Origin of the sequence: Methylotuvimicrobium alcaliphilum 20Z (assembly GCF_000968535.2) — a bacterium.
Classification (GTDB): Bacteria; Pseudomonadota; Gammaproteobacteria; order Methylococcales; family Methylomonadaceae; genus Methylotuvimicrobium; species Methylotuvimicrobium alcaliphilum.
Genome location: NC_016112.1, coordinates 2,706,349 through 2,729,976 on the forward strand (window position 1 = coordinate 2,706,349; position 23,628 = coordinate 2,729,976).

At 51.5% G+C, this 23,628-nt stretch carries 17 protein-coding genes; 9 read left to right on the forward strand and 8 right to left on the reverse strand.

Annotated elements, in window-relative coordinates; all coding sequences use genetic code 11:
• Window positions 1–2 precede the first annotated feature (2 nt).
• On the reverse strand, window positions 3–1,115 hold the full coding sequence (nifU, locus tag MEALZ_RS11610; RefSeq protein ID WP_014148829.1) for a Fe-S cluster assembly protein NifU: 1,113 nt from the start codon (window positions 1,113–1,115) through the stop codon (window positions 3–5).
• 194 nt (window positions 1,116–1,309) lie between these two features.
• On the opposite strand from nifU, the gene MEALZ_RS21940 reads away from it, so the two are divergent.
• Complete coding sequence (locus tag MEALZ_RS21940) at window positions 1,310–1,696, forward strand: nitrogen fixation protein NifZ (RefSeq protein WP_014148830.1); 387 nt, start codon at window positions 1,310–1,312, stop codon at window positions 1,694–1,696.
• 274 nt (window positions 1,697–1,970) lie between these two features.
• Here the strand turns inward: MEALZ_RS21940 and MEALZ_RS11620 are convergent, their stop codons facing one another.
• Together MEALZ_RS11620 and MEALZ_RS11625 are read right to left on the reverse strand one after the other, a co-directional pair.
• Window positions 1,971–2,804 carry a TOBE domain-containing protein gene (locus MEALZ_RS11620; protein WP_014148831.1) on the reverse strand — a complete coding sequence of 278 codons (834 nt, stop codon included), beginning with the start codon at window positions 2,802–2,804 and terminating at the stop codon, window positions 1,971–1,973.
• 440 nt (window positions 2,805–3,244) lie between these two features.
• Window positions 3,245–4,774, reverse strand: a complete 1,530-nt coding sequence (locus tag MEALZ_RS11625) for an alginate export family protein (RefSeq protein ID WP_014148832.1) — start codon at window positions 4,772–4,774, stop codon at window positions 3,245–3,247.
• 266 nt (window positions 4,775–5,040) lie between these two features.
• Between MEALZ_RS11625 and MEALZ_RS11630 the strand changes: the two genes are divergently transcribed.
• From MEALZ_RS11630 to modC, 5 genes are all read left to right on the forward strand, one after another.
• Window positions 5,041–5,439 (forward strand): winged helix-turn-helix domain-containing protein, encoded by a 399-nt coding sequence (locus MEALZ_RS11630; RefSeq protein WP_046061557.1) that lies wholly within the window; start codon window positions 5,041–5,043, stop codon window positions 5,437–5,439.
• A 224-nt stretch (window positions 5,440–5,663) separates the two neighbouring features.
• Window positions 5,664–6,410, forward strand: coding sequence for a molybdate ABC transporter substrate-binding protein (modA, locus tag MEALZ_RS11635; protein ID WP_014148834.1), 747 nt, complete (start codon window positions 5,664–5,666; stop codon window positions 6,408–6,410).
• A gap of 24 nt (window positions 6,411–6,434) precedes the next feature.
• Window positions 6,435–7,205, forward strand: coding sequence for a molybdate ABC transporter substrate-binding protein (gene modA / locus MEALZ_RS11640; protein ID WP_014148835.1), 771 nt, complete (start codon window positions 6,435–6,437; stop codon window positions 7,203–7,205).
• Window positions 7,206–7,337: 132 nt separating this feature from the next.
• Entirely contained in the window at window positions 7,338–8,015 is a 678-nt protein-coding gene (gene modB, locus MEALZ_RS11645) for a molybdate ABC transporter permease subunit (RefSeq protein ID WP_014148836.1), read from the forward strand.
• Window positions 8,016–8,018: 3 nt separating this feature from the next.
• On the forward strand, window positions 8,019–9,095 hold the full coding sequence (modC, locus tag MEALZ_RS11650; protein WP_014148837.1) for a molybdenum ABC transporter ATP-binding protein: 1,077 nt from the start codon (window positions 8,019–8,021) through the stop codon (window positions 9,093–9,095).
• Window positions 9,096–9,493: 398 nt separating this feature from the next.
• On the opposite strand, the gene mazG is transcribed toward modC, so the two are convergent.
• From mazG to gcvH, 4 genes are all read right to left on the reverse strand, one after another.
• Window positions 9,494–10,297: a nucleoside triphosphate pyrophosphohydrolase gene (gene mazG / locus MEALZ_RS11655; protein ID WP_014148839.1), complete on the reverse strand. Its 804-nt coding sequence runs from the start codon at window positions 10,295–10,297 to the stop codon at window positions 9,494–9,496.
• Window positions 10,294–11,226, reverse strand: coding sequence for a carbohydrate kinase family protein (locus MEALZ_RS11660; protein WP_014148840.1), 933 nt, complete (start codon window positions 11,224–11,226; stop codon window positions 10,294–10,296). Before MEALZ_RS11660 ends, mazG begins: the two co-directional genes overlap by 4 nt.
• Before the next feature lie 8 nt (window positions 11,227–11,234).
• Window positions 11,235–11,597, reverse strand: coding sequence for a diacylglycerol kinase (locus MEALZ_RS11665; RefSeq protein WP_014148841.1), 363 nt, complete (start codon window positions 11,595–11,597; stop codon window positions 11,235–11,237).
• A 509-nt stretch (window positions 11,598–12,106) separates the two neighbouring features.
• Window positions 12,107–12,490 carry a glycine cleavage system protein GcvH gene (gene gcvH / locus MEALZ_RS11670; RefSeq protein ID WP_014148843.1) on the reverse strand — a complete coding sequence of 128 codons (384 nt, stop codon included), beginning with the start codon at window positions 12,488–12,490 and terminating at the stop codon, window positions 12,107–12,109.
• A gap of 124 nt (window positions 12,491–12,614) precedes the next feature.
• Here gcvH and MEALZ_RS11675 point away from each other — a divergent pair, with 124 nt between their 5' ends.
• The 3 genes from MEALZ_RS11675 (at window position 12,615) to MEALZ_RS21015 (ending at window position 18,578) form a co-directional block, all read left to right on the forward strand.
• Window positions 12,615–13,700: an efflux RND transporter periplasmic adaptor subunit gene (locus MEALZ_RS11675; protein WP_014148844.1), complete on the forward strand. Its 1,086-nt coding sequence runs from the start codon at window positions 12,615–12,617 to the stop codon at window positions 13,698–13,700.
• A gap of 45 nt (window positions 13,701–13,745) precedes the next feature.
• On the forward strand, window positions 13,746–16,832 hold the full coding sequence (locus tag MEALZ_RS11680; protein ID WP_014148845.1) for an efflux RND transporter permease subunit: 3,087 nt from the start codon (window positions 13,746–13,748) through the stop codon (window positions 16,830–16,832).
• A 213-nt stretch (window positions 16,833–17,045) separates the two neighbouring features.
• Window positions 17,046–18,578 carry a methyl-accepting chemotaxis protein gene (locus tag MEALZ_RS21015; protein ID WP_014148846.1) on the forward strand — a complete coding sequence of 511 codons (1,533 nt, stop codon included), beginning with the start codon at window positions 17,046–17,048 and terminating at the stop codon, window positions 18,576–18,578.
• 633 nt (window positions 18,579–19,211) lie between these two features.
• Here the strand turns inward: MEALZ_RS21015 and MEALZ_RS11690 are convergent.
• Window positions 19,212–23,615 carry an ABC transporter substrate-binding protein gene (locus tag MEALZ_RS11690; RefSeq protein WP_223842298.1) on the reverse strand — a complete coding sequence of 1,468 codons (4,404 nt, stop codon included), beginning with the start codon at window positions 23,613–23,615 and terminating at the stop codon, window positions 19,212–19,214.
• Between the last annotated feature and the right edge of the window lie 13 nt (window positions 23,616–23,628).

Consider the following 23,628-nt stretch of genomic DNA (forward strand, 5'->3'; position numbering starts at 1 on the left):
GATCAGCCTCCCGCCGCGACAGCGACCTTAGGCATTTGCGAGGCAGGAATAACGCGAATGAATTCGCCCAAGACTTCCATCAAGCGCTGTTGTATGCCGGCGATCGTCATCGCGGCCATTTGGCAGCCGCTGCAAGCGCCCGTCATGTTGATATAGGCGGTGTTGTCGACGACTTCGACCAACTCGACGTCGCCGCCGTCGGCCATCAATTGCGGACGCAGCGATTCGAGTACTTCCTCGATTTTCTTGATGCGCTGCAGATTGGTCAGCGGTTTTTTCTCCATCACGACGGCTTCGATCGGCGCGGCATCCGGATCGAAGGTCTCGCCGCGTTCCTTCAAGACCCGCTCGAGTATGCCTTCGATGTCTTCATGACAAGCCGCGCAGCCGCCGCCCGCCTTCGTGAAGTTGGTGACGTCCTCGACCGTGCGCAATTTGTTGGCCCATACCATTTCTTCGATCATCACCGCATCGATCGCGAAACATTTACAGATCAGCGCGCCTTCTTCGTGATCGTCCTCCCACTCCTCGCCCCGATAATTCGCGACGGCGGCTTGCAAGGCTTCGCGTCCCATCACCGAACAATGCATTTTTTCCGGCGGCAGCCCGTCCAACTCGTTCGCGATGTCCTGATTGCTGACTTTTAGCGCATCATCGAGCGTCATGCCTTTGATGATTTCGGTCAGCACCGACGACGAAGCGATCGCCGAGCCGCAGCCGAAGGTTTGGAAACCGGCGTCCTCGATCACCTCTGATTCTTCGTTGACTTTCAAGGTCAAGCGCAACGCGTCGCCGGTAGTAAACGACGAACCGCATACGCAGCTTTTCACTGCATTCGGATTGGTGAACTTGAAGCCGGAGCCGTCCAGACTATCGACGAAATCGATCGACATGCCGTCCAATTTCGGCAAACTGAGCGGATCGACGAATACCTTGACTTCGCCGCAATCGATCACGGTATCGTCTTGACTTTCTTTGGCCTCCAAACGCAGCCCATAGGACAAGCCGGAACAACCGCCGTCGGTTACTTCGATGCGCAGTCCGCCGGTCGGCTTGTCGGAACTGCTGATAAATCGGCCCACCGCTTTGACGGCGCTTTCGGTTAACGTAATCATGATTGAGTCTCCTGAACGATTTGGCATTGATTTTGTTAATGTATAAAGCAACGCTCATGCCATACCCAATTCAATATTTTAACCAATTGAAATTAAGAGAAGTTTTGTTACTCCCGGGGTGGCTTGCAGGCGCGATTAACGACAATCACAAATGCTTTGTCGCATTTACTACAAAACCCAGATAGGAGATGACAGTGAAAATAACAAAACTTGACATCGGCGATGTCGTTTATGCCGCAAACGATATCACCGACGACGGATCGATGCCCGATCACAGCGAAGGCGAACTCTTGGCCTTGGCCGGCGCACGCGGAATCATAGTCATGAAAGGCCTCATCGAAGAGGCGCCGCAACGGCAAGTATTTCTAGTCCGTTTCGAAGACGCAACCCTGACGTTGGGAGGAGGATTTGTCTTCCGAAGGAAAATAAACCCAAACCGGCTCAGCCGGACCAACCAAAAAACAATTCTTTTGGCAAGGAACGAGCATGAAATAACTTCTTCAAATGTCGGAAAGGGGTTCGGTGGCTCGATTGACAGGTGTCGGCGGCAGGGCAGATTTTTGCTCCTCGGCAATTGCTGAGTTACATGGATGTAATGAATGCAGAAAATGCAGGAGCATTTTTCTGCCCTGCATTGCCCTACTACACGTCATCCTTGGCGTAATGCAAAATCTGCATTCATGCCATCCATGGCAATCAGATTCCGCCGTCAAGACTACAAGGATGTATTTACGGCGTCCTGTCAAGCGAGTCACCGAATCTCCACAAAGCTTACTGTTTCTGGAAGTTATTTTGCGCATATTCCTAAAACGGTGCGAGGTTGGCCTGCAAACCTCGCACCTTATGCATTGTCGATCAAGAAGCAACCGCCAAAAACACCGCATTGGCTTTAAAGGCCGCAACGACGCCGTTTCCTTCGGCAAGCCCCAGCTCCTCGATGCTGTCGTTGGTCACCGTCGCATAGACCGAATTACCACCGGGGAGCCCAACGACGACTTCGGTATTCACCGCACCTTTTTGCAACCTCGACACCGTTCCCGACAATTGGTTACGCGCGCTCAGCCGGTACGGCCCCAAATCGGTCACGATCAGCACCTGCGGCGCCTTGATCAGCGCCACGACCTCGACGCCTTCCGCTACACCCAGGTTTTTCATCGACTCCTGGGTTATCGCGGCAACTAACGTGTCCCCGCCCTTCAATGCAATGACGATTTCGACATTGATACCGCCTTCGTGAATCTCGCTGACGGTTCCGAAAAATTGATTACGTGCACTGGCTTTCATCAACGTTCTCCTGATTAAGTAATTGAATTCTGTATCGGCTTCCAATTCGCGGTTGATGCGATCCAGAAATCGATCGTGCTCCTTACGCAGCCTGGCCAACAGTTTCAACAGGCTTTTTCCGGCGTCGGTCAAAACACTGCCGCCGCCGTGTTTGCCGCCGATTGCGGTCGTCACCAATAGTCGCGGCGAAAGATTGTTGGCGCGCTCCAAGATTTCCCACGCCCCCTTGTAACTCAACCCGACCTTTTTCGCGGCGCGACTGAGCGAACCGGTCGATTCGATAGCGCTCAGTAAATTACACAACTTCCAAGTAAATCCTCCGGCAATGCGTAACTCGCCCTCGACAAGCCGTTCGAACGGCTTTTCTTTCGCGATAGCGGAGGATGGTTTTTCTGTTTCTTTCATGGTCGACATCCCTTAATTTTGCTGTAGACAATTCGAATTTTAATTGGAAACGTCACAACGATTCCAAAAATAGAACGACGTAAGCGTTCGTACCGTCGGCTATACAGGTTGATACTGCCGCCCAAAGTATGAAAATTATTGTTTAGCAAAGTTATTTTGGATTTGGTCATAAATAACTTCTCTATTTTATGGAGGGTTCGGTAACTCGATTGGCAGGTGTCGGCGGCAGGGAAAGCCGCCGTCAAGCTTACACGGACGTATTCACAGCGTCCTGTCAAGCGAGTTACCGAACCCTCAACAAAGCTCATGGCTCCAGGACGTTATTAATAACGAAATCCTTTGTGCATATTCTTTAATGTTCGCATAAACCACCCACAAAAATAGTTACACCCTCTACTAGTGTAATTTCGGTGTATAACTCGTCAGGAAAAAGTCTGTTGTTACGGCTTGCCGTCGCCAAATGCGTTAAGCGCCACCTCGAAGTAAAAGAAATTGGTGGGCTCGGTCGTATAAGGGCCGGTGCCGGCCTTGGCTTGGGATTTGGTGAAATCGCCCGGCGTGAAGCGGGCATAACTCAAACTCCAATCGACATAGGGATTGAGATGATGCCGAATGCGGATGTCGAATTCATGCCCTAAAAAACTGCCGCTATCGCCGGTCGAATCGCGCAGGTTCGCCCGGTTCCAGGCGTCGGTTTCGCTTTCCAACCAATAGGCGTGGTAGCCGGTATCGATGCGCACATCCCGGTGCGGCGTCAATTCCAGGCGAAGCTTCGGCGCATGCATGTTGTCCCAAGCAAAATAATCATTGCGAGAAACCGGTTGATTGAATCCGTAAAAAATATCCATCCGTTGGTTGATATTATCGTCCGGACTCTTGTCGCCGGTACCGAAGCCGTAATAGATACTGGTCCTGGGCTTCCAATCATGCGCGAAGGTATAGCCCAGCTCCAGCGAATACGCGAGCGCATCGTGTTGTTGCAGGGTTTGAGTCGCGCTATTTCTCGGCCTCATGCCGAAACGGCCGAATTGCTTATTGATGTCGGCATCGAAATCGAAACCGCTATCTCCGAATAAACCGTAAACCCTTAGGCCCGGCGCATAAATGTCCATGTTGGGCCTGCGCTTGTGTTCGATAGGGTGATGGATATCGCCGTCGACTTTGCGCCCGAAGAAGTAAGGCTGTATCGTGATGATTTTCGACCACTGCCGCCAACTGAATACGCCGCCATAAATTATAGTATCCCCGTCGGCTCGATCGAAGCGGTTTTTGAAGCGCTCGACCGGATGAAACGCAAATGTTTCCAAATCCCAATTATTCTGTTTTTTACCGAAAAACAGCCGAATGCCTTCGAAGCTATTGGTGGTATTACGAAACTGATTATTGCCTATTAAACGCTTGTCCAACAATTCCAGATGCATCCTGCCCACGCGAATACTCAACGGCCGGTCGTCACCTAAGGCGTTTTTGAAATATAGCTCGCCGTAGCCTTGAATCAGCTCGAATTCGTTGACATCAGCGACCGATGTTTCATAAAGACCGTTGTAACTGCGCGCGTCCTCGAACTCGACCGCAAAGCGAAACGGATCGAGAATATCGTGAATGCCGACATAGGCCCGCGATCTCAGCAGCCATAGATTATCGGGATCGGGCCGGAATTTCTTTACCGGCGCACCGGAAGACTTATCCGTCCATGGACGATAATCGTTTTCGCGGTATTCGTAACGGGTACGAAAATCCAATCCGACATCCAACCAGTCGATATCGCTGTATGTTGCGAGCGGCGTATTACTCAGGTTATAGACATAAGCCGGCGGCTCGGGAGCCGGCTCGACGCGATAGCCCCGCGTCTTGACGTAGAAGTCCTCAGCCGCCGCAGGAACCGCCGAAACCGACAAGAACCCGATCGCACCGATCGACCGTTGAAGCGGCTTCAATCCGCTTTTAATTAGCCTAATTAAAATAGTCATAACCTATTCTTCCAACTATCGATAGCAATTAAACGTTATAACGAATCCGAGAACAATCTATGCAATATGTTCCATTTCATACCTGAATATCCGGCTTTGTAGGAAACACGACACACAGAAAGCCGATTTTTCATCTTTTCGCTATAACAATGAGTATACAACGTGAACTAAACGCTCCCAAAATACGTTCAGCAAAAAATAAGTCACATCTCTTTATTCGACACTTCTGCGTGACGATGCCGGCCGATTTTGATAGGCTGCCGGGCATGAAGACATCGACGAACAAACCGAACCTGGTGCGCCCGCGCATCTATATCGGTGACACCATTGCGCTGGGTCCCGGCAAGATCGATTTGCTGCGCTTGATCGATCAAACCCGTTCGATCGCCGCCGCAGCCAGAGCGCTCAAAATGCCCTACAAACGCGCCTGGCTGCTGATAGACAGCCTGAACCAAGGCTTCGGGCGACCGGTCGTCAGCACGGCGAGCGGCGGCAAAGGGGGCGGCGGGGCCGTCCTAACGACTTTGGGGCAGGATTTATTGGATCGCTACACCGCGCTGGAGGAACGCATCAACAGCGCATCCCACCGGGAAATCGAAGCGTTATGCGCCTTGGCATATCTACAGGAAGCTTCGGTTTTCGATGAAGAATCGCCCTCTTCGTAACCCTCTATCCGCCATCAAATGGCTGTTTGACTCGTAATCTTCGGGTATCACAGCTCTTCCGTCTCAAAAATTACGCATTGCGCGTTTAACTGCCAACAAAAAACATCGCCCGATACGCATCCTGCCTCTTTGGCATTTTGTTTGCTTAATGTTTATCGTTATGACATTTTTGACCTAACGATGTCCGGAATGCGACAATTCAACCGCCTATCAGGAGACTTCCCATGCTTAGCAAGCTTTTCACGCTGTTTGCTCTCTTTTTTATTCACTGTTCAAGTCAGGCCGGCGAAGTCAATGTCGCCGTTGCGGCCAATTTCACCGGACCGATGCAACACATTGCGCCGGCTTTCGAAAAGGTTACCGGTCATAAAACCATCATCGCCTACGGCACGGTCGGTAAGTTTTATGCGCAAATCCACAACGGCGCACCGTTCGACGTGCTGATTTCGGCGGACCGGGAAACGCCGGCTCGGCTCGAACATGACGGGCTGGCGCTTGCCGACAGTCGCTTTACTTATGCGATAGGCAAACTGGTTCTGTGGAGCGCCCGCTCCGGCTTTGTCGATGATCGAGGCGAGGTGCTAAAGCATGGCGATTTCAGACATTTGGCCATCGCCAATCCCAAAGTCGCGGTATACGGTGCGGCCGCGATCGAAACGCTCAGCAAACTGGGACTGAAGAAACATCTACAAGCCCGTTTCGTATTGGGCGAAAACATCACTCAAGCCTATCAATTCGTCGCCACCGGAAACGCCGAGCTCGGTTTTGTCGACTGGTCGCATATCTATGAAGAAGGCCGCGAAGCCCAAGGCTCATATTGGCCGGTTCCCGAGGATCTCTACCCGCATATCCGGCAAGACGCCGTTTTACTCATACGCGGCAAGGACAACGATGCGGCGAAAGATTTATTGACCTATCTAGGCAGCGATGCCGCTAAATCCATCATCCGCCGCTACGGCTACGACAACTAAGTTTCGGTACTCGGAGACAAATTGATGAACGCCATTAAATTTCTGTTATTGACCGGCCTATTGCTGACCGCTTCGGCAGCCTGTGCCGAAAAGATTCTCATAGCGGCCGCGGCCGACCTCAAGTTCGCGCTGGATGAAATTGCCGCCGAATTCCGCCAAGACCACCCCGATGACACGATCGAAATTGTCTACGGCTCGTCGGGCAAGTTTTTCACGCAGATTCAGCAGGACGCGCCCTACGATCTGTATTTTTCGGCCGACATCGGTTTTCCGAAACAATTGGCGCAAGACGATTTCGCGGCAAGCGAAGTCAAGCCTTATGCCGTCGGCCGTATCGTCTTATGGAGCGCTACGCTCGATGCCTCTATGCTGACACTGGAAAACCTGACCGATTCCTCGATCAAACGGATTGCCATCGCCAATCCGAAACACGCCCCTTACGGTAAACGGGCCGAGGAAGCGCTCCGCTCGACGGGAATTTGGGCGGCCGTGGAACCGAAACTGGTGTACGGCGAAAATATCGCGCATACCGCGCAATTCGTACAAACCGGCAACGCCCAGACCGGCATTATCGCGCTGTCGTTGGCCTTGAATCCCGAGCTATCCAAGCAAGGCGGCCATTATTTGATCCCGGACACGTTGCACGAACCGCTCGAACAAGGCTACATCATCACCCGGCGTGCTGCGAACAATGTCTTGGCCAAAAATTTTGCCGAGTTCATTGCATCGCCGCAGGCCCGTAACGTGATGACCCGCTATGGCTTTATCCTGCCGGATCAAATCGGTAACCCTTAGCAACAAGAACAGCGACATGTCTTACCTTTATCGCAACGGTCAAAGTTTTGCCACCGGTTCCGTCAGCGCTCTGAGCAGTTTGATACGTTACCGAAGAAGCTCAAATTCGTATCCCGGCACTCGAGGTGCGCAATGCTGTTGAGCGATAGCGACATTCAAGCCATTGTTTTGACGCTGAGATTGGCCTTCGCCGTAACTGCCATCTTGCTGGTCGTAGGCACTCCAATCGCTTGGTGGCTGGCACGCACGCCGTCGCGCTGGAAAGGCCCGATCGGCGCCGTCGTGGCTCTGCCGTTGGTTTTGCCGCCTTCGGTGTTGGGCTTTTATTTGTTGCTGGCGATGGGACCGAACGGCCCGGTCGGCCGGTTGACAAGCGCGCTGGGCATCGATCCGTTACCATTCACGTTTGAAGGTCTGGTGCTGGCATCGGTATTCTATTCGCTGCCGTTCATGGTGCAACCGCTGCAAAACGCCTTCGAAGCCATCGGCGACAGGCCCTTGGAAGCGGCCGCGACATTACGCGCCTCGCCGTTGAACGCGTTTTTTACCGTCGCGCTGCCGTTGGCCTTGCCCGGTTTCCTGACCGCCGGCGTGCTGACGTTCGCGCACACGGTCGGCGAATTCGGCGTCGTATTGATGATCGGCGGTAACATTCCAGGTATCACCCGCGTCGCGTCGGTGCAGATTTACGATCACGTCGAAGCGTTGGAATACGGCGAGGCGCACAGTTTGGCCGCAGTCATGCTGATTTTTTCTTTCCTGGTGCTGCTGACTGTCTACGCCTGGCGACCCGGCGCGGAAAAGGCTTGAACGATGACGAAAGACCAAATCGAAGCCCGCTTTTTATTGAATTGGCCGGGCTTTTCGCTCGATATCGACCTGACTTTGCCGGGACGCGGCGTCACAGCGTTGTTCGGACAGTCCGGTTCCGGCAAGACCACGCTGCTGCGCTGCATGGCGGGACTGGAACGCGCCGATGAAGGATTCTTGTCGTTCAAAGGCGAAATCTGGCAAAACGGCAAGACCTGGTTACCGGCGCACCGACGGCCGATCGGGTATGTCTTTCAGGAAGCGAGTTTATTTGAGCACATGACCGTGCGGAATAATTTGCATTACGGCCGAAAAAGAATTCCCGCTGCCCGGCAAACCGATCTCGATCCGATCATCGAGTTGTTCGGCATCGGCCATTTATTGGGCCGCAAACCGGACCGCCTGTCCGGGGGCGAACGTCAGCGCGTCGGCATTGCCCGCGCGCTCGCGGTCAATCCGCGCATGCTGCTGATGGACGAACCGCTCAGCGCCCTGGACTCGGCTCGAAAGCAAGAGATTTTGCCTTATTTGGAAAAGCTCCGCGATCGACTCGATATTCCTATCGTTTATGTCAGCCATTCGCCCGAGGAAGTCGCCCGGCTGGCCGATTATCTGGTTGCGATGAATAACGGCAAGGTCATGGCTCATGGACCGCTCAAAGAAACACTGGCGCGAATTGATTTGCCGATACGCCTCGGCGAAGAGGCCGGCGTCGTGCTCGACGCGGTCGTCGCGGAACGTGACTCAAGCTGGCATTTGGCAAAATTGGATTTTTCCGGAGGTAGTCTATGGACGCGGGACAAAGGCATTGCACTCGGCCGCCGCGTTCGCGTCAGAGTGCTGGCAAGAGATATCAGTCTAGCCCGCGACAATCGAGAACATTCCAGTATTCAGAACGTACTGCCCGGCGAGGTGGAAGCCATCGCGGACGACGAACATCCGGGATTGGCCTTGGTCAGCGTCAAAGTCGGCCCAAGCGTTTTGGTTGCACGACTGACCAAGCGTGCCGCGCACATGCTCGAAATAGCACCCGGACAAGCGATCTGGCTTCAGATTAAATCGGTGGCGTTGATGGAATAACATTTTGTCCACAGAAATGTCAAAATTGATCTATAAATTTCCTGGCTCCCTTACTCTTGCGCTGATTGTTACTAAGCCAATGCGACTTCGATACCATCTATTGCCGCCTAACGTTTGCGGCTTCGACATCGCGATCTGGGGATCGCTCCCACAGAGCTTCCCGTCCCTTGTAGCAGCAACGACTTCGTCGCGATTGCTGAAGCCACTGATGCTCAATATCTGCATATTTCGCGCATTCCCACACTCTTTGCTTGGGAAAGCAGTGAGAGAAGCTCCAGCTTCTCGAAGGCGGCAAGCTTAGAGTTTGCGGGAATAGTATCCCAATCCTGAATTTGAGGATCGGAGAATAGAGAATCGATCAACTCGCATGTCGGGTTGCGGCTTACGCCTAACCCGACCTACTTCTTTTTCAACGCCTGTTTCGCTTGGTTCCATAAGGCATCGAGTTCGGCCAGTTTGCAGTCTCTCAAATCGCGCCCGGATTCTTGAACGTGTTTTTCGATATATTGAAACCGCGCCGAAAATTTTTTCGTGCTTTCGCGGAGCGCGATTTCGGGATTGACTTTCAGATGCCTGGCCAGATTGACCGCGACCAAGAGCAGATCGCCGATTTCTTCCTGAATATGGGCTTGATCGCCCGACTCCCACGCATCCCTGACTTCCTCTAATTCTTCGGTAACTTTATCGAACACCGGCAAGACTTCGGGCCAATCGAAACCATGACTCGCGGCGCGGTTCTGGATTTTTTCGCATTGCACCAATGCCGGCAGATTTCCCGGAACGCCATCGAGCACACTGTCCGGTAATTCAGCGGAGCGTTTCGATTGACGCTCCTCTAGCTTAGCTTGCTCCCAGGCCTGTTTACGCTCTTCGTCGCTCTGATAGACAGCATCGCCGAAGACATGCGGATGCCGTCTGACCAGCTTTTCGGCGATGCTGCCCGCTACTTGTTCGAAGTCGAACAGACCTCGCTCCTCGGCGATGCGCGAGTGGAAGACGACCTGCAATAACAAATCGCCGAGTTCCAAGCGCAAGTCGTCCAAATCGCCGCGCTCGATCGCATCGGCAACCTCATAAGCTTCCTCGATCGTGTACGGGATCAAGCTGTAGAAATCCTGCTCGATATCCCAGGCGCAACCGCCGTCCGGCGAGCGTAGCTGCGCCATGATACCGAGCAATTTTTCGGTATTGCTTAAACTCAAAACGACGCCCCGAAGGTCTCGCGGTAACGGTCCTTAAAAGAATCGATGTCGAAGCTGTGATTTTGCGTGCCGTGATGCTCAATTTTAATCGAGCCCATCAACGAAGCGATCCTGCCGGTCGTCGGCCAACCCAAATCGTTCATCAAACCGTATAAGAGTCCGGCGCGGTAGGCATCGCCGCAACCGGTCGGATCGACAACCGCGGCAGGCTTAACCGGCGGAATCTCGATACACTCGCCGCCGACGTATATTTTCGAACCGTTACCGCCCAAGGTAACAATTAACGCCTCGACCTTATCGGCCATTTCATCCAAGGACAAACCGGTGCGCTGCTGCATCATTTCGGATTCGTAATCGTTTAGCGTGACCCAATTCGCCAGTTCCAAAAACTTCAGCAGCTCGTCGCCGTCGAACATCGGCATGCCTTGGCCCGGGTCGAATATGAACGGAATGCCCTGTTCGGCGAATTGCTCGGCGTGCTGCAGCATGCCTTCCTTGCCGTCCGGAGAAACGATGCCGATGCTGATCGAACCGTCGGTCGGCACCGAATTCAAATGCGAGAAATTCATCGCACCGGGATGGAACGCCGTAATTTGATTGTCTTCCTGATCGGTCGTGATGTAAGCCTGACCTGTGTAATTGTCGTCGAGAATGCGAATGAATTCGCTGGACAAGCCGCATTGAGACAACCACTGCGAATACGGCTCGAAATCGTGTCCTACCGTCGCCATGATCAAAGGCTCTTCGCCAAGCAAGTTGAGGTTATAGGCGATATTGCCGGCACAACCGCCGTATTCGCGGCGCATGACCGGCACCAAAAACGAAACATTAAGAATGTGGACTTTTTCCGGCAGGATATGATTCCTGAAATTATCATGAAAGACCATGATGGTATCGTAAGCCATCGAACCACAGATTAATGCACTCATTGTTTCTCCTAAAAAAATAAAATCAATATCCAGGTCGCCGCAGCCCAAACCAAGGAAAGCATGACAGCGGCCGAACCGATGTCCTTGGCCCGGCCGGACAGTTCATGATGCTCGAATCCGACTCGATCTACGACCGCTTCAACCGCCGAATTCAGTAGTTCCACCAATAAAACCAGGACCATGCTGCCGATAAGCAGCAATTTCTCAATGTTTGTCTCGCCGAGCCAAACGGCCAACGGCGTCGTGACTATAAACAACCAAACCTCTTGCCTAAACGCCTCTTCATGAAACCAAGTGGCCTTAAAGCCCGACAGCGAAAAGAAAAAAGCGTTTACGATGCGTTTAAAACCTTTTGCGTTTTGATTTGCCATAGTTTGATACAAGTTTCGGTAGATTAAAACGCCAGATTACACAAGCCTTTTGTCATTTTAATTACAATGATTTTACAGCGTCTTAATAAGCTTGATAATTTTTATAAGTCATTGTTTATTAATTATATTATATTCCGACCAATACTTGTTCGATTTGTAAAAACGCCTGCTAAGTCAAATTGTTGAGAACCTTCTCAAGACGCTATCCACAGAGTTATCCACAGATTTTGTGGAAAACTGACAAACGGACGCATCACTATACAAGCAAAGTACCGGCCAACTCACATCCTTTCTTTCTCAAGTTGCTATTCAAGTATGTAGCCGGTATGCAGCGTAGCGAAATACGGGAATGGCGTGGCCCCGAGCTACCCGGATTGCGCTTCGCTCCATCCGGGCTACGCTACTTGGACCCGCCGGAAGCGGTCGGTAGCGATTTAGCAACGGTGACCTGTGCTTAGCTTGAGCGTATGACCGCCTCCCCCCAAAACGCGTCAAACAACGCTTTCTGCTTATTCAGCGATTAATTGGCCATAGGCCGAAGCATCCAGCAAGGAATCCAATTCTGCCGGATTATCGGCCTTCACGCAAAACAGCCAAGCATCGTAGGCATCGTCGTTAACCTGCTCCGGCGCATCGGATAGCTCTTCATTAACCGAAACGATTTCTCCGGACACGGGGCTGAATAAATCCGAAGCGGTTTTGACCGACTCGACGACAGCGCATTGCTCGCCCGCTTTAACGACACGCCCGACTTTAGGCAGTTCGATAAAAACTAAATCGCCGAGTTCGGCTTGCGCGAATTCGGTAATACCTACGCGCACCACATTGTCGCTTTCCAGTTTTGCCCATTCATGGGTTTTTGCATACTTCAAATTTTCCGGCAAATCGCTCATCGATAGTTCTCCGTTCAATAGTGCCTAACGGCGCAAACCGTAAAGAATAACGCGATCAATTATAAAAACAACAAATAATTTCGGTTACGCCCCTTCCGGCCCTTATAATTTGCTCATGCCGCACATGAAATTCTCCTTTATTAGCCTCGTTAGTTATCCCATAACCTTGTTGGGCGGTTTGAAATGGCCGACTTTGATTACCGTAGCGCTTGCATTAAGCGATAACGGCATTGCCTTTGCGACGAATCAAGACAAAGAAGCCGCTCCCGTTCGAACCGAAACCGATGTTGACGACTACGGGAAGGAAGGCACTCTGAACATCGACTCGGCGTCCCAAACTCGCTCCGGGTTGCAAACAATAAAACTCGAACCTCATCGGTATCGTCCGGAACTGACTGCTTACGGCAATGTCGTTGCGTTACAACCGCTGCTGGATTTGAGAAACCGTTACCTCGCCGCACTCAGCGGGCATGAGAGTGCCAAGTCTCGACTAACGCTGGCTCAACAATCGATCGACCGAACCCGGCTTTTACACCGCGGCGGCGCCGTTTCCGGGCGCAGTCTGCAAGAACAACAGTCGCAATGGCAATCGGAACAAGCGTTAACTCAAGGCAGTCGCCTACAAATCGAAACCGTTCGCAATGAGGCGATACTCAATTGGGGCCAAGCGATTGCCGAATTGTTCCTTGATGCCAATACCGACACCCTGCTCCCCTATTTGTCGGGGCAAAAAAATTTATTGCATATCTCGTTGCCGCCTAATAATAAACCGGTCGATACGCTCGACGAAATCCGGGTCTCACGCTACGGCGATCGAAACCGAGCCGAACCGGCGCGTTTTATATCGCCCGCACCGCAAACCGACCCGCTCACCCAAGGGGAAAGTTATTTTTTCGAAACCGAACACGGCGGCATTCGAACCGGCATGCGCATCGCCGCCTTCATTCCATTGCAGGAAAACGCCGAAAACGGCGTCTTAATACCGGCATCATCCGTCATTCGCCATCTCGGTCAAGCTTTCGTTTACGTCAAAACGTCTCCGGAACATTTTCAACGACTGACTATTACCGGATTTATCGACACACATGCCGGCTATTTCGTCACGGACGGTTTGCATGCGGGTCAGGAATTAGTCGTAAGCGGTGCGCAAATGCTGCTTTCGGAGGAATTCAAAAGCCAAATTCCCGATGAAGATGATGACGATGATTGAATTGCAGAACCTTGAAACGCCGGGCGGCGGGAAATCCGTTTTAAAATGCTAAGCGCCTTAATCCGCTTTGCGATCCGTCAACATGGCATCGTGGTCGTCGCTGCAATACTGCTATTCGTCTACGGCTTTTATCGTTTCACCGTAGCAGGCCTCGACATTTTTCCGGAGTTCTCGCCGAAGCAAGTTGTCATCCAAACCGAAGCGCCCGGCTATTCCGCCGAGCAAGTCGAAACGCTGGTCACGCAAGCGATTGAAAGCTCAATCTCGGGGCTAATCGGCTTAAAAACGGTCCGTTCGGAATCGATACAGGGCTTATCGGTCGTGACCGCGCTTTTTGAAGAAAGTAGCGATATCCACCGTAACCGACAGATGGTCGGCGAACGCCTGGCCGGTATCGCCAATCGCCTGCCGCAAGGCATCGGCCCGCCTCTGGCAGTCCCCTTGTCTTCGTCATCGGCAACGGTTTTGACAATCGGTCTGCATTCGGATCGACAGGATTTAATGGCCCTGAGAAGCCTTGCCGATTGGACGATCGTCCCGCGATTAATGGCTGTCCCAGGCGTTGCCGACGTCAATGTATTCGGCGGTGAAATTCGGCAATTGCAAATTCAAGTCGACTCCGCCCGTTTGCAGCGCTTCGGCTTGGCGCTCGACGAAATCGTTCAAGCCGCATCGGAATCGACGAACCTTCAAGGCGGCGGTTTCATCGAAACCGACAATCAGCGTTTTAGCATCACGCTTTCCGGCCAAAATCTCAACCCGGAACGACTTCAAGACATTATTGTCAGGCATACTCAAGGCCGAAGTGTCAGACTCGCCGATGTCGCCGATATTCGCTATGGGCCGGAACCGCCGATCGGCGCCGCACAAATCATGGGCCATCCGGGTATCGTCATGATGGTCATCGGCCAATACGGCGCCAATACACTCACCGTTTCGAAACAAGTCGAAAAAGCCTTGAGCGAATTCAATACGCTATTCGCCAAGCAAGCGATCGATTTTTATCCGAACTTATTCCGTCCGGCCGATTACATCGAAACCTCGTTGCATAACCTATCGGGACATTTATTAATCGGCGGCTTGTGCGTTCTGATCGTGCTTTATCTATTTCTATTCGAAATACGGACCGCCTTCATCGCCGCGACGGCAATACCGGTATCGCTGATTGCCGCTGTTCTATTGCTACTCGAATTCGGCGTCAATTTGAACATCATGGTCTTGGGCGGACTTGCCATTGCGCTTGGAGAAGTCGTCGACGATGCGATCATCGATACCGAAAATATCTTTCGTCGGCTGCGCGAAAATCGGCTTTCGGCAGTACCGCGTCCGGTTTCCGAAGTCATCTACTCCGCCTCGATGGAAGTGAGGGGCTCGGTGGTCTATGCCAGCTTCATCGTCGCACTGGTTTTCGTGCCGCTGCTAACTTTGACCGGCGTCGCCGGACGTCTGTTTTCACCGCTGGGTATGTCCTACATTCTTGCCATACTCATGTCGCTAATCGCGGCATTAACGCTAACTCCGGCGCTGTGCTTCATGTTATTGGGCAAAAACGACTCAAGCGTTAAAGAACCGCCATTGATCCGGTACTTAAAACCGGTTTACCGGCGTTGGCTCAGTTTCGTTAGCCGGCATTTTAAACTAGCGATAGCGACTGCCGTGCTAATCTGTATCACCGGCCTGGCTGCTTTGTTTTTCACGAACAGCCGATTTCTACCGCCGCTGCGTGAAGGTCATTATATTGTGCATACCAGCAGTATTCCCGGCACGGCGCTGAAGGAATCGATCCGAATCGGTACGAAAATCACCGAGCAATTTTTAGAAATTGCGGGCGTCGTTTCGGTTTCGCAATGGGCCGGGCGCGCGGAGCGTGGGGCCGATACCTACGGCAGTCATTACAGCGAGTATGAAGTGCGACTGGCGCCGATGTCCGGTCCGGAACAGCAACAAGTCTTAAACCGACTGCGCAAGACTTTGGACGGCGTACCGGGCATCGTGTACGAAGCCAATACCTTTTTGACCGAACGGGTCGACGAAACCATCTCCGGCTATACGTCGCCTCTCGTGGTCAATGTTTACGGTAATGACTTAGCGTTTCTCGACAGGAAAGCCGAGGATATCGCGGGGCTGCTACGATCAATGCCGGGTGCGGCCGATGTAACGGTCCGTTCGCCTCCCGGCACGCCGATGCTCGAAATCCGGTTACAATCGGACAAGCTGGCGTTTTGGGGCTTGCGGCCGACTCACGTCATGAGCACCGTACAAAGCGCCTATGAAGGCCGCATCGTCGGCAAGCATATCGAGGGTAACCGTATTGACAACATTGCGGTTACCCTCGATGCCAATCTCCGCAATAAGCCCGAAGCACTTGAAAAACTGCCGATACGCGCCCCGGACGGTACGCTCGTGACGCTCGGGCAAGTCGCCGCTATCGAGCAAAGCTCCGGGCGATACAATATCCTGCATGAAGGAGCGCAAAGACGGCAGACCGTTACCGCAAACATTATCGACCGGGATTACGAATCGTTCGTCGCCGAATTAAAGCAAAGAGTATTCGACGAAATCCCATTTCCGGCCGATATGTATCCGGAATTTACCGGCGCCGCGATCGAACAAGCCGAGGCGCGCCGAGAATTGGTCTTGCATTCGTTGTTGGCCGGTGCGGGCGTATTGATGCTGATCTACATTGCGATCGGCAGCTTTCGTCACACAGCATTGACACTCGTGAATCTGCCGTTTTCGTTGATCGGCGGCGTCGCGGCGGTATTATTGACCGGAGCGTCACTATCGGTCGGTTCGGTCGTCGGTTTCATCACGCTGTTCGGCATCACCGTACGTAACAGCATTATGTTGATCGCCCATTATCGGCATCTGGTCCAAACCGACGGCAAAAGTTGGGATTTCGCCACGGCCATGCAAGGGGCGGAAGAACGCCTGCCGTCGATTCTTATGACTGCATTGGTCACCGCACTAGCGATGCTGCCTATCGCATTGAACAGCGATAATCCGGGACGTGAAATCATGGGGCCGATGGCGGCAATCATCATCGGCGGCTTGGCCTCCTCGACGCTACTCAACCTACTACTCATGCCGGTTATTTTGTTACGGTTCGGCAGATTTCAGGGGAAACCTTAAGCGATGAACCTAGAAAAAGCATTTCACCATGAAGATTATGAATATTCTCTTGAAATACTTCAAGAACATCATGTACTTGATGGCTAAATTACTAAATTTAGGATAAATCGTAAAAAACCTTACGGACTGCACGATTATTTTAATAAATAGCTGCATTAATAATTTTGTACGCTAAAATTAAATAACCCTTACATCCAATATCAAGCCTCATCCATGAAACTCAGAACGCAAATTTCACTTGGCTTCGCCGGCATCCTAGTTCTGTTATTACTGACATCCGGAATCGGTATTCAACGACTTATTTCGCTAGTCGACGAAACTCGTAATGTCGTCGAAGCCGATAATCTGCGCACCGATTTGGTCGAACGAGAGGTCGATCATCTAAATTGGGCCGCCCAACTCAATGCCTTTGTTTATGACGATCATGCTCATGATTTGAATATACAGTTGGATCATACGCAATGCGCCTTCGGACGATGGTTTTACGGTCAGGAAAGACGGCACGCCGAATCGCGCTTTCCTGAATTAAAACCGCTACTCGCCGATATCGAAGAACCCCACCGACTCTTGCACGAATCGGCGAAATTAATCCGGGATGCCCGAGTCAACATAATCCGCAACGAGGACCGGAGCGAAGATCAACAAACCGGCGCGCTTTATAAAAACGAAACCGTGCCCAATCTTCAGAGCGTGCAGCATTATCTTGGGCAAATGCGCGACATCGTCAATGCTTCGGCGGCAGCCATTCAACAAGCCATGGAAAACGACAGCACTCAAGCTCGTTTCGTTTTGATTGCAATCACACTCTCCGCGGTTTTGGCGGGTATCATTCTGGCCACGGTCATCGTCAGATACATTCTCAAACAGCTCGGAGGGGAACCGGCGGAACTGGCAGCGATCTCGAAACGCATGGCTACTGGCGACTTGACGATGAAATTAAATGTCAAATCCGGCGACAGGGAAAGCTTGTATGCATCGATGGCGGAAATGATCAACAACCTTAAGCAAACGGTTGAGGAAGTAAGAAACCGTGCGGATTACTTGACCAGTGCCGCGAATGAAGTTAGCGCGACCTCGCAGAGCCTTAGCCAAAGCGCCACGGAACAAGCCTCGGGACTGGAGGAAACGACCTCAAGTTTGGAAGAATTAACAGCGTCAGTGCAGCACAATAGCGAGAATGCCGTTGCAACCAGCAAAATCGCGACAGGAACGGCAGCGGAAGCGCAACAAGGCGGCGATGCGGTATCTCGGACCGTGCAGGCAATGCGCGAAATTGCCGATAAAATCGAGATTATCGAAGACATTGCCAGAAAAACCAATTTGCTTTCGCTCAATGCCGCAATCGAAGCGGCTCGCGCCGGAGAACATGGGCGCGGCTTTTCAGTCGTCGCATCGGAAGTTCGAAATCTCGCCGAAAATAGCCGCAAAGCCGCGGAACAAATCGGGGACCTGGCCACCGACAGCGTCGATATTGCCAACCAAGCCGGGCAATTGTTACAACAAATCGTTCCGGATATCGGCAAAACCGCGACCTTGATCGAAGAAATCACATCCGCTAGTAACGAGCAAGCATCAGGTTTGGCGCAAATCAACGAAGCCATGACACAACTGGACAAGGCCACCCAACAAAATGCCGCCGCGTCCGAGCAACTTGCGGCAACGGCCGAAGAACTTTCCGGCAATGCCGAGGAACTCCAGCAAGCCATGGCTTTCTTCAAAGTCGACGATGACGTCCAAAACCGTTGATCCTTAATTCTCCAGTTTAACCATGAAGCACATGAAGTCTTTCAACGGCTTGCCATAAAATAGTGGATAACGTTACTGTGAAAGTTCGTGGATTTGAAATCTTAATCTAGTTTTTCGATATTCAATACAATGCCGGTTTCGAAGAGGGTGCGGTCGCTCGACCGACCGACAGACGTCGGCGTCCTATCGGTCGAGTAACCGCGCCCTCCCCACCCGAGAACTTTCATTTGCCGGGGCGATGGCTAGCGCGTAGGTCGGGTTAGGCGTAGCCGTAACCCGACTATCCGGAAACGTCGGGTTACGCTGGAGCTAACCCGACCTACGCGGCTTAATCTAGTTTTTCGATATTCAATACAATGCCGGTTCCGAAGAGGGGGCGGTTGCTAGATCGACAGCCGCCGTCGAGCCTACATGGGCGTATTCACCCAGCACCTAAATTCCATAGCTCATTGGCTTTGGTAAACTATCTTGGATAATTTAGGTGCTGGGTTCACGGCGTCCTGTCGGGCGAGTGACCGCACCCTCCCTACCCCAGAGAGCTTTCATTTACCGGGGCGATGGCTAGGCCTTCATGAACGTTACTGTGAAAGTTCGCGGATTTGAAACGCGGATTCAACTAACAAGTGCAATACCTTACGAATCCCGCAATTGCTCGAGTAAAGCCGAGAACTCATTCAAACCTTGCTTAATTTCGGCAATATCGAAGCTATCGATATGCCGTTCGAGACGTTCGGCGTAGTCAAGGACCGGGGTAAACCGGTAACGCTCGCCGATTGCCGACACGTTTTCGGCAAATGTTTTCATAGTCGATATGTTATTACTGAACGCTGCCTGCTCGCATTGCGGACTTAATTTTTCCAAGGCTGCCAGTACTTCGGGCAAGACAGCCTGTTGCTCCGTCGTTAATACGAGCGGATATGGCTCGACTTGTGCCGTCTCGTCTCTATCGAACGGTAAAAACTTCGCAAGCTCTTCAATCAAGTCGGCTTTCAATATCGGTTTTCTCAGATAAGCGTCGAAGTGCGCGGTTTTTACTCGATCGTATTCGTCTTTCATAACCGACGCGGTCAACGCGATAATCGGCGTATCGCTAAACGATTTTATTATCTCGGCCGCCTCGTAGCCGCTCATTACAGGCATACGAATGTCCATCAATATCAAATCGACAGGCTGCCGTTTAACCAAGTCAACGGCATCAAGCCCGTTTTCGACCGTCAAGACAGTCAAAGCGGTTCCGGAAAAGTTCTCTTGCAATAAACGCCGATTATTTTCGATATCGTCGACGACCAAAACCGTTGCCGGGTGAAACCGGATTTTTTGATGACTCGTCCCGATTGGTATTTGTTCGGATTCGTCGATGGACGCGATATCGACATTGTAAAGTCTGACGGTAAATATGGAGCCTTCGCCCAAACGGCTAGCAACAGTAATCTCGCCACCCATCATTTCGACCAAACGGCGACTGATCGCTAGCCCCAAACCGGTACCCCCATATTTCCGAATATCCTGCCCTTCCGATTGCTCAAACTCCTGAAAAATGACTTGTTGATGTTCCTGTGAAATTCCGATACCGGTATCCTCGACATCGATACATAAATCCAATCGACTGCGAATATCGTCTTCATTAGCGGTACGCGCAATCAAACGAATATGGCCCTGATCGGTAAATTTGACGGCATTGCCGATCAAGTTGAATAACACCTGGCGCAAACGCGCGGCATCGAGCACCAAGCTGCGTGGAATTGCGGGATCGACATTTAAAATCAATGCCAAATTTTTTTCTCGCATTTTCATCGTAAAAATTCCGCCTAGCTCGGTAAATAATTCATGCGGATTGCAAGCTTGCTTTTCGATACTGAGTTTACCGGCCTCGATTTTCGATAAATCCAAAATATCATTGATCAATGCCAACAGGTTTTGTCCAGCGGTTTTGATCGTTTTCACGAAAGATTTGAGATGGGGTTCCTTGATTTGCTCGTCGAGCAAATCGGTAAAACCGATAATTGCATTCATCGGCGTTCGGATTTCATGACTCATGTTCGCAAGAAAACGGGACTTGGCTTGGTTTGCCGACTCCGCTTGCTCCTTGGCTTTAGCCAGCGCGATTTCAGCATTTTTGCGCTCGCTGATATCCCAACTCACGCCAATGATTTTCCCCGGATTATTTTCGTTGCCAGTAATCCGGCTTCCGCTGTAGAGTGTGCGAATGATACCGTCCGGACGAATGATCCGATATTCGTTATGAGCTTGATCATCGCGCAGGTGTAACTGACTGATCACCCCTTGAACCAGCGACCGGTCTTCCGGATGGATACGTGCTATCCATTCGGCAAAGGCAAGACTCGGCTGTTTGGGTAGGCCGTATATGTCGAACATCCTATCGTCGAACAGCAAATTGGGTTCTCCGGTCAAATTCAACTCCCAAACGCCGATCGATGCGATTCCGGCCGCAAGCGTTAGCCGTTCGTTTAATAATGCGGCTTCTTGCTCGCTCTGCTTACGCCGGACTACTTCGTCGGCCAAACGCCGGTTCCAAAAAAACACGAACGCCAATATCAGCAAAAAGCCCCCAACGATCCATGCGATCAACCGATAATCGATTTTCTCGGCAATACTTTTGCTTGCCCAAGTATCGCGTATCTTCTGCTGTTCGCTGGGTCCGATCGTATGTAAGGCACGATTTAAAAGCGGTGCCAGTTGCGCCTGTTTCTGTGCAATGGCGAACCCCAGATCGCTGGTAAATTCGGTTTTACCTACGATGCGGATATTATGGATGCCTTGGTCTGCAATTTGATAACCGGCTGCCGCCAGCGTACAAAGCAATGCGTCTACGCTGCCTGTCGAAACCGCAGTCAAACCTTCGGCGACCGAATCTACATAGTGAAAATCGATTTCCGGATAATGATCGGCAATGGTCGATGCATAGGCGTAACTCTGGACGATCGCCAATCGACGATGCCGGATTTCCCGGATATTATCGACATAGGGCTCTCGATCGCTCATCACGATTACAACCGGGCTACTGAAAAAAGATTCGGTAAGAACCAAGCGTTTATCGTCTAAACTATCAAGCGCCTCAAACATGATGTCGACTTCGCCGAGTTCGACTTTTTGTTTGGCTTCGCGCCACGATTCAAGCGGAATAATGTCCAACTCGATACGGAGTATTTTGGCGATCCATGCCAAATAGTCGGCCGCCATGCCGATATATCGACCCTGACGATCGACGCTTTCATAAGGTAACTTATTTCTCTTGACGGCAACTCGAATGACCGGATGCTCGGCCAGCCATTTTTGCTCGTAAGACGTCATAGCGACCGTTTGTCCCTTGAATCTGGCACCGAACCATTTATCTTGTACTTGCTGCTTCTCCTGTTCGGGAATCGCCGCAAGCGCTTTATTCAAGATCGAATGCAATTCCGGCAAATCCGTACGAACCGCCATGTGCAATTGCTGAGCCTCGCCAGGAGGCAATACCTTAAACGGCCGAATTGTTGTTATCGCATTACGTTTCAACCAATAAGTGATAACCGAATGCGCATCGACCAGTAAATCCGCTTTTCTCTCAATAACGCTTTGCAAAGCTCCCATCAGATCCTCGACTTCGAGAATACTCAGTTCCGGGAACATTTTTTTTATGGTTTCATCATGCAAAAAACCTCTCGGTATCGCGATCGTTTTACCGGCTAAATCCGCCAAGGACTTGGCTTGGACATCTTCATGAATGAAAAAATAATCCAACATCCACTGATAAGGCTCGGTAAAAAGCATATAGTCGGCCCGCTCGTCGGAATAATACAGCGATGGCAGTAAGTCGATTTCCCGTTGCCGGATCTTTTGCAGAAGATTATTCCAGTCGTCGATCTCGGCTTCGAAAGTCAGTCCGGTATATTGCCCGATCAATTGCAATATATCCCGGCTCAAGCCGTTATGAACACCGTTACGATCGACAAAATCGTAAGGCGCCCAATCCCGCTCTCCCCCGTAACGGACCACCGGGTTACGTTTTATCCAGGCTCTCTCTTTCGCCGAAAAAGCCAGTACCGGACCGGTTTCGGCATTCGGCAAACGGTAAAAAAAATCATCCTCGATGAGGCTGTGCTCGACAAATCCCAAACGTTGGTAATCCTCGGCCGTCAAACGATAACGCTTTGGATCGACCGATCCCAACTGTATCAACTCGGGAATAATCATCTGCCGGGTCATGCGCGCTTCGTACTCCAAATAAGCGCGGGAAAGCTTAGGGTTATAACGATCGATAATCAACTCGATGATTTCTTTCGGGTGATCGAGCGCATACTGCCAACCTTTGATCGTCGCCCGGCTGATTTTTTCGACTCGCTCGGGATGTTCGATGATTTCATTGCGGGTAGTGAATAAATTGTCTCCGTAATAATCGATTCCGTAATTTAGCGGATTGATGACATTGACTTCAACCCCTTGCTCTTTTAGAAGAAACGGTTGGGAAGTCGCATAGGCGGTAACGACATCGATCTTGCCGTCGCGTAAATCCTGATAGGAATCTCCGGTTGCCTTGATCCGTTGAACTTTATTCAGATCGCCGAGGGTTTTCAGCAGCAGCGCATTCAGCGCCGCATCGCCCCGGCTGGATAAGTCGAGCGCGACTTTTTTGCCGATCATTTCATAAGGACTGACGATGCCCGATTCGCGGCGGGCGATGAATACCAGCGGAGAATGTTGAAAAAATTGATTGATCAGAACGACCGGATCGCCCTGTAAATGATAGATCAGCAAAGTGCTATCGGTTACGCCGTATTCCGATTCTCCGGCAAGGACCTGCTTGACGAAGTCTTTCGAATAATCGATTTCTTTTAACTGAACTTCGAGCCCTTCGTCCCGGTAAAAACCTTTCTCGATAGCAGCATAATAACCGGCAAACTGAAAACCATGTTCCCAACGTAATTGAATGCTCACCGAGTCTAGGTCTAGCGCCGATTCGTCTACTGCCGCATGCGCACTGCTTAAAAATAGATAAAAGAAGCACAACAGAATGGCAATAGCGGTTTTTACAAGCATCGGCGGCATTGAA

Coding starts and splice junctions, on each gene's coding strand:
- nifU (WP_014148829.1), bottom strand. CDS start 1,115: ATGATTACGTTAACCGAAAGCGCCGTCAAAGCGGTGGGCCGATTTATC.
- MEALZ_RS11620 (WP_014148831.1), bottom strand. CDS start 2,804: ATGAAAGAAACAGAAAAACCATCCTCCGCTATCGCGAAAGAAAAGCCG.
- MEALZ_RS11625 (WP_014148832.1), bottom strand. CDS start 4,774: ATGACTATTTTAATTAGGCTAATTAAAAGCGGATTGAAGCCGCTTCAA.
- MEALZ_RS11630 (WP_046061557.1), top strand. CDS start 5,041: ATGAAGACATCGACGAACAAACCGAACCTGGTGCGCCCGCGCATCTAT.
- modA (WP_014148834.1), top strand. CDS start 5,664: ATGCTTAGCAAGCTTTTCACGCTGTTTGCTCTCTTTTTTATTCACTGT.
- modA (WP_014148835.1), top strand. CDS start 6,435: ATGAACGCCATTAAATTTCTGTTATTGACCGGCCTATTGCTGACCGCT.
- modB (WP_014148836.1), top strand. CDS start 7,338: ATGCTGTTGAGCGATAGCGACATTCAAGCCATTGTTTTGACGCTGAGA.
- modC (WP_014148837.1), top strand. CDS start 8,019: ATGACGAAAGACCAAATCGAAGCCCGCTTTTTATTGAATTGGCCGGGC.
- MEALZ_RS11660 (WP_014148840.1), bottom strand. CDS start 11,226: ATGAGTGCATTAATCTGTGGTTCGATGGCTTACGATACCATCATGGTC.
- MEALZ_RS11665 (WP_014148841.1), bottom strand. CDS start 11,597: ATGGCAAATCAAAACGCAAAAGGTTTTAAACGCATCGTAAACGCTTTT.
- gcvH (WP_014148843.1), bottom strand. CDS start 12,490: ATGAGCGATTTGCCGGAAAATTTGAAGTATGCAAAAACCCATGAATGG.
- MEALZ_RS11675 (WP_014148844.1), top strand. CDS start 12,615: ATGAAATTCTCCTTTATTAGCCTCGTTAGTTATCCCATAACCTTGTTG.
- MEALZ_RS11680 (WP_014148845.1), top strand. CDS start 13,746: ATGCTAAGCGCCTTAATCCGCTTTGCGATCCGTCAACATGGCATCGTG.
- MEALZ_RS21015 (WP_014148846.1), top strand. CDS start 17,046: ATGAAACTCAGAACGCAAATTTCACTTGGCTTCGCCGGCATCCTAGTT.
- MEALZ_RS11690 (WP_223842298.1), bottom strand. CDS start 23,615: ATGCTTGTAAAAACCGCTATTGCCATTCTGTTGTGCTTCTTTTATCTA.